This window comes from Kaarinaea lacus (genome assembly GCF_975902315.1).
Genome location: NZ_CDLKIE010000063.1, coordinates 1 through 6,408, shown reverse-complemented (window position 1 = coordinate 6,408; position 6,408 = coordinate 1). Strand labels below are relative to the sequence as shown.

The following is a 6,408-nucleotide window of genomic DNA, read 5'->3' as shown; positions in this document are numbered from 1 at the left end:
GCCGAAGTATATTGAACTGTTATCGTATCAGGGTTGGTTCCGCCACCATCTATTACCGTGATGTCTGGTCCAGGAATTGGCCCGCCGGGATAAGGTACGAATCCTGCCTGACTAATATCCCGTTGCAGAAACTCTATGGCAATGCGCTGGTTTTCCTGCAGCCGTGCCAGTTGATTTTGTACCCGAAACGATTCCTTACTGCTTATATAAATTTGTATGACGCCGGCAATCAGGACCATGCTCAACGTGATGGCGACCATGATCTCAACAATGGTAAAACCACGTTGTTGTGATTGGAACTTTGATGGGTATCTTGTGTGTTTCATGGAATGATCACCATTGTTACGGTTTTATTGATTGCATTTCCGGTGGTTGGATCAACTTCAGACCAGTTTACGTTGATAGTAAGCTCCGAACCAAAAGGGCATCCCGCGGTATTGCAGGAAATATTGGCTGAGCCACCGGGTAACAGGCCGTTCACTCCGCCGGTGCCATTCAGGCCACAGGCAAATTCAAATATATCTGAAGCGGCCATGCTACTCGCACCGCCTGCGTTGGCGCATGCCGGTACTACCGGAGTACCCGGGGAGGCACTGCACAATGCCGGTGGCGCTGCGCAGGCAATCGTCGTGGTGTCGACATCGGAGTAGTGAGTATTCTGAGCGGCGCCGGTAATAGCGATGCCGCCATTATTGGCGTGGATTCTTTCAGCAATATCGTTGGCCATTATACTGGCATCGCTGCGCAAGGTGGAACTGGTGGTACCGCGTAATCCCTGTAACTGGATGCCTGCCATGCCCAGCAAACCAATGGACAAAATAACCACTGCAATCAGTATTTCAATTAAGGTGAATCCCGCAGTATTTTTATTCATTCGCATCATTTTCATCTCTAAGGAGGAGGCGGTGGGCAGGCAATACCAGCAGCTACTATTTGTGGGGGGGTCAACAGGTTTACCCGACCGGTTACGTTAAGATTGACTGCGCGTTGAAACTGCGGGTCTCGGTTTGGGTCACACAAGCTCCAGGTGCCGGCAGCAGCAGGTGTAAAACCAGTCCTGTTATATGTTATGCATCCAATAGCTGGTTCGCGGAGTGTATAACCGGGTGTTAACGCGGTGTGTTGTTGTAATACAGGTTCGCCAGCATCGATTGTGCAATTGTTATTGGGATCTTCAAATACAATCCAGCCCTGTTCCCAGGGACCAGGTACCGGGGGTGCGCAAATATTCGGATTTACGGTATCAGCGCGGCAAACTGTTGCGGGTGCCGCGGTGCTGACTGCAGCACTACGCGCAAGGTTCAGTGATGTAACGAATTCGTGTTCCAGGCTGATGACACGATTTTGTTGGAAAAGATTCGATAGGGGGGTTGATAAGGCAATGACGATCATGGCGATGGCAAGCGCTACCATCAGCTCAATGAGTGTTAACCCCTGTTGTTTTTCCCCCCGGAACATGCTCGCCAGTATCCTACAAATACGATTGGGCTGACGATTATAACCGGATGAGCGGTCGAACGCCCGGATTAGTGGTTAGCTTACTTAGGTGGGAGCAATAGGTAGTGTTAAGGATTAAAAAATGATGATCATCTGATCTAAAAATAAACAGAATCAGGATCGTTATATTTTGTTAATTCTGATTTGTAGTCGAGTTAATTTCTATTATTGGAATAACAATTGTCGTCGTCTCAGCGTGTTTACCAACAATCACTGTTGGTCGCGCCTTTTGTGCCAGTGCTATCAAGCGTGAAATTTTTACAGTGATCATCATTACTTTGAGGGCTGGAACTTAACGGGCTGGCGGTTAGTGTATAAGTCGTCGCGGTTAATGAAGTGGCGACTATTTTATAATGACCTTCATCAGATAGTATCATGCCGGCACCGGAAGCGGGATAGCTCATACAACTGGCATGGTTGTATTGGTTGCGGGTGACATAGCAACGTTCCATGTTTTTTGCTGCATCAGCCAGGGCGATTTTTGCATCGGTGCGGCGTGATTTGTTGGTATAGCCGCTGAAACTGGGAACCATGATTGCGGCCAGTATTCCCAGAATGGTGATAGTAATCAGCAGTTCGATGAGCGTAATGCCGGCAATTGATGAGTGCATTGAGTGCATATAGGTGCGAGTGGAATTTCTATTGTTCATAAAATATCTTAACTACAACGTTGGCTACTAGGGATAGTTTATTCCGGATTTGATTTTTTCGACCCGTTAACCTTTGGAAGGTAGTATCCAGATCTTAATCAGTGACTGATCGTACGGTGCCGTGGGTTTAGACAATGGTTTGGATTTAAAGCCCACCGTGTCTCCTGCCTTGATGCCATCAAGCGAAACCCTTTTTCGGTTATTGACATCAAATACCGTGGTACTGCGCGAAATGACATAGCTGCGATCATCAATCACTAATTGCTTGCCGGCAACATTAATGCTGTCGACGGTTCCCTTGCCATCCAGCTGGCTCATTACAAATTCCTCTAATCCGTCAGCATGTGCTGCTGTCAAAGATAGTAATAAAGCTACGAGAAGGCCTAATGTGATTCCTGCTCTATTTAACATGGTGTTAACCTCTTTAAAATAATTCAGTCAATATCAATTGTTCGGTTAGACAGATTTGCCAATCTACAGGCTTGTCCATGACATGCGAGAAGGCGTTCCCGGCGGTACACCCTGTACTGACTCAACATTTACATTTTTGTTGGAATCAACCGTGATGCGTTTATCGCTGACGAATTTCGATTCTGTGGGTATACCATCTATTTTGGTGCCCACCGCCAGCACATCACTGGTGTTGCCATCTTTGTCGTCAAATACCGCGTCATCATTTACATCCAGCGGTGCAAAGTCGGGTTCGCCACCGTTATAGATGTCGACTGCCATCAGCCAGCCTGTACCCCCGGAATTGTCACAGACCTGGGGTGATTCGGGGATCATGGTGTTGATAAACAGCAGGTCGCCGTAAGCAACGGGGTTGACCACGACACGCTCTTTTTGTGTGGGAAGGTTGAAGTACCAACCATGGTCAGTAGTATCCACATCACTGGTGTAATTAACACTAAGATCTGTGCTGACGCGAATAGGTAGGGCATCTTTGCTGACGGATGAAGAAATGGTCTGTTGCACCAGGTCGCTGCGCGTCAAATCACTATCACCACGATCCCAGATACCGTATACGCTTTGTGATGTTGTATTGGTAACATCGCCGCTGGTAATAAACTGACCGGTGCCAAACATTACCATTATATTAGTGTATGTTGCTGCGCTCCGTTGGTCGGGATGACGCGCCAGTGCGGGTTTGGAGGTGATCGGTTGGCGATCTGCCGCATCACAGGTAGTACCCGCTGCGCGACAGGCAATAAACAGCGGCTCGGTACCATAGGCCGTCGTCCAGTTGGCATCACTGGGATCGCTTACGTTGAACGACCACATATTGCCCTGAACATCACCGGCATAAATGCGATCAACTTTTCCGTCACCATTTAGATCCGCCAATGCCGGAGTCGACAGGCCATTACAGTCGCTGCCTGCATCCGCGCAATCGCTATTGCTGACTGAGCCTACAGTCGTATCGATGATCTTCGAACCGGAATTGTCGAGATAGACAATAAACAACTTGGCTTTACCATCTCCGGTGTTGTTGTAACCATTGCCGAACACAGCGGCCCATTTTCCGTTGTTCATTTTTGCAATCTGGATTTCACTGAAAGTATAACCGAGGTCAGCATGGGTGAATTCGAACTGAACGCTCATGGATCCTTCGGTAGTAACATCCAGCGCAAAGATGCCTTTACCACCACCGCGCAGGCCGCCAACCAGCATGGTTTTCCAGCCGCCAACATAGACGTCGGCAACGGCAGGTGTCAGGTCTACATAATAGTTATGTCCGTAAACTGGATTCGCCAGGGCATGTAAGCCTTTTGTTGCTTCAGTGGAAAACATCATGTTAGGGATATACGCAAAGCGTTCGGCACCGGTTTTTGCGTTGAACGCATGTAACATGCCGTCGTTGGAACCAACATAGACTGTACCATCGCGACTGTCCTGACTGGCCTTGAAGGTTGAATATAAATTGGTTCCTTCAATGGTGTCAGGGTAGGGTGTGCTGGGTACGCCAACGTACTGGGGCGCCGAGTGGACAATATCACCCAGGCGCTGATCAGCACGGTTCCGGAAATATTGTAAGCCAGCGCCGCCGGCTTCATCGGCGTGATCGCCGTAAATAAACTTGATGATACGACTGAGGTAAGCGCTGTCTGTTTCAGCGGCAGGTTTGCCAACTAACAGATCGGCTTTTTGGTCCGCAGTCAGGTTTAATGAATTAAACAGCTTGGCGGAAGTGCCGTCATAGGTATAAATTTTTCGGGTCGTCTGCAGGTCGGCTGATGAAATCTCCGTTAACTTCTGGTTGGCTTCCCATTTGAGCGATCCCAACGTGCCATCCTGACCAATTTCGATAGCGCTCAGATTCCCCAGCCAGCCCGTAGAGTTGTAACTGGCCATAAAAATCAGGCTGTCGGTTTGTAAACTGGTGGTATTCAAGGCTGCCGCAGCCGATGTTCCTGAACGTGAATCAATATCCTTGATCGCATTTTTCAGTGAGTTAATCAGTTTTTGTGGATTACCCGCACTTAAAAACTGACCGCGCCCATTCCATGCCGCATGACGCATATCATCGATGGTGGTGGACTCGTTGGAAACCGGTGTTGGCCAGCTAAACGCATCAGTGCGGTTAGGTGGATTCGCGGTTAGAGTACCGTTAACGCCAAACGCAACCGTGTAAGTTACCAGGTGTTGAGCCGTGTTTTCATCAATACCCGGAATTTTTCCGACTTTGTTTTCAAGTGTAGTATCCAGATCCGTCTCATAGTATTTCATGGCAACGTCGGCCAGGGTGTTGCTCACGTTATCTGCGTGTGAACCGCCATCCCAGGGGCCGTTGCCGTTATCAGTATTGCCTACCCCAGGATTGTTGCCATTCCAGAAACCATCGGACATCACAATGGCGAAGTTCTTTTGACACTGCCCACCATTAGCGGAAGAAAGTATTGGACTGGCGCCCCAGCTGGCGCTCATGTTACCGGCAAAATATTCGCCGACGTCTTCCAGGGCGGTACGCAATGGTGTGCCGTTGGAGCTGTCAATATTAAAAAGATTATCTAATAGATTGTTCTTGTTAGTTCGTGCAGTAGCATCAACCGGGATGGTGATATCATCAATATCTTTTACAACAGTGCGTACACTATTGTGGTTGTGCAGTGTACCTAACCCGATACGTGAAGAAGAATCTTTAATGATTTGGGACAGTGCCCGCTTGGCAACATACTCGCGCTTACGATAGTAGCTGTACCAGTTGGCGTAATTCTGTTTTTGTGCTGTCGTTAATGTACTGACACTGACCGGGTTACTGATATCACATTCGTCGCCCGTCGAGGATGATGAGTCAATATCAGTACTGCCTGGACCATCATATTCACCATCGGAGTCCGAATCTGTCCATGTTACATAAACATGGCCGCTGATGTCGGTAACGGTGGTGCTGTAGGGATTGTCCCGAGCCGTTGTTAAAGTCAGGTTGCTATAAGCATTGTTTGCACTATCAACACCAGCCCATGGTTCATAAGTAACGTCCGGATCATAGGCCATGACATTAAAACCACGGCAGAGTAAGCGTTTTTCCAGGGCATTGTCAGGAGAGAAGTCCAAAGTACTGACAGGTGCTGTTGCCGGGAATTCGGTTCCGGCGTTCAACAAATCTTCCCAGTTCATACTTCCGGAATCATCCACCAGGAAGAAAATGTTGGGTTGTACGGGTGTGGTTTCCAGGATCAATGGTTTTGTCGAGATAGCGCCCGGCGCAGCCATTGCACTGCTGCCCACTATATAAGCTATTAGAGCTGATAACGCTATCCAGTGCGAATGAACATTTTTGTGACCCAACTTCATGGTACTCTCCTCACAGCTACTACTTTGTAGAAGTATTATTTGTACGTTGTCTTAACTTAAACGTTTGCTAAATGTGCTCGATAAAACCACTTTGGTGGTTTTGTCTTGCCCCCAACCAATGGCAACCACCCGAAATGCGAATTCCCGCAAGTCAGGATCGGTGAAATTTAGTGGTGGGTCACCGATGCGACCCACATACTCGATAATGTAACGCGGTGCTCCGGGGATAACGGAGGCATCACTTGGAAAACTGTTTAATGTAGTAACAGCCTGGCTGTTGCCGGCATCCCAGTTACCGGCGTCATTGACATCCCAGCCTAAGGAGTTGGCAGTTATCGTGCTGTCATAGAGTTCGTCGTTGCCGTCAAACTTGCTGATGTGACCCTGGGTAACGACGTTTCCTGCTGCGTTGGTTAGCCACTGTTCGGCGTCTTTCAGCGCAGTTTCGCCGCCCTGGTCTACCTAT

7 protein-coding genes are annotated in these 6,408 nt (G+C 48.5%); all 7 read right to left on the bottom strand.

Going from position 1 to position 6,408, the window contains the following annotated elements; translation table 11 throughout:
- Positions 1-326: PilW family protein (locus ACWVCM_RS01390; protein ID WP_455199905.1), on the bottom strand; the 326-nt coding region annotated here is incomplete at its 3' end.
- Positions 323-874: a type IV pilus modification protein PilV gene (gene pilV, locus ACWVCM_RS01385; protein ID WP_455199904.1), complete on the bottom strand. Its 552-nt coding sequence runs from the start codon at positions 872-874 to the stop codon at positions 323-325. The genes pilV and ACWVCM_RS01390, both read right to left, overlap by 4 nt.
- 17 nt (positions 875-891) lie before the next feature.
- Positions 892-1,458 (bottom strand): GspH/FimT family pseudopilin, encoded by a 567-nt coding sequence (locus ACWVCM_RS01380; protein ID WP_455199903.1) that lies wholly within the window; start codon positions 1,456-1,458, stop codon positions 892-894.
- A gap of 239 nt (positions 1,459-1,697) precedes the next feature.
- Positions 1,698-2,147, bottom strand: a complete 450-nt coding sequence (locus ACWVCM_RS01375; RefSeq protein ID WP_455199902.1) for a type IV pilin protein — start codon at positions 2,145-2,147, stop codon at positions 1,698-1,700.
- Positions 2,148-2,213: 66 nt separating this feature from the next.
- Positions 2,214-2,558: a hypothetical protein gene (locus tag ACWVCM_RS01370; protein ID WP_455199901.1), complete on the bottom strand. Its 345-nt coding sequence runs from the start codon at positions 2,556-2,558 to the stop codon at positions 2,214-2,216.
- A gap of 63 nt (positions 2,559-2,621) precedes the next feature.
- A complete protein-coding gene (locus ACWVCM_RS01365; protein ID WP_455199900.1) occupies positions 2,622-5,942 on the bottom strand; it encodes a pilus assembly protein in 3,321 nt (1,106 codons plus the stop codon).
- 51 nt (positions 5,943-5,993) lie between these two features.
- Entirely contained in the window at positions 5,994-6,278 is a 285-nt protein-coding gene (locus ACWVCM_RS01360) for a pilus assembly PilX family protein (RefSeq protein ID WP_455199906.1), read from the bottom strand.
- Positions 6,279-6,408: the final 130 nt, after the last annotated feature.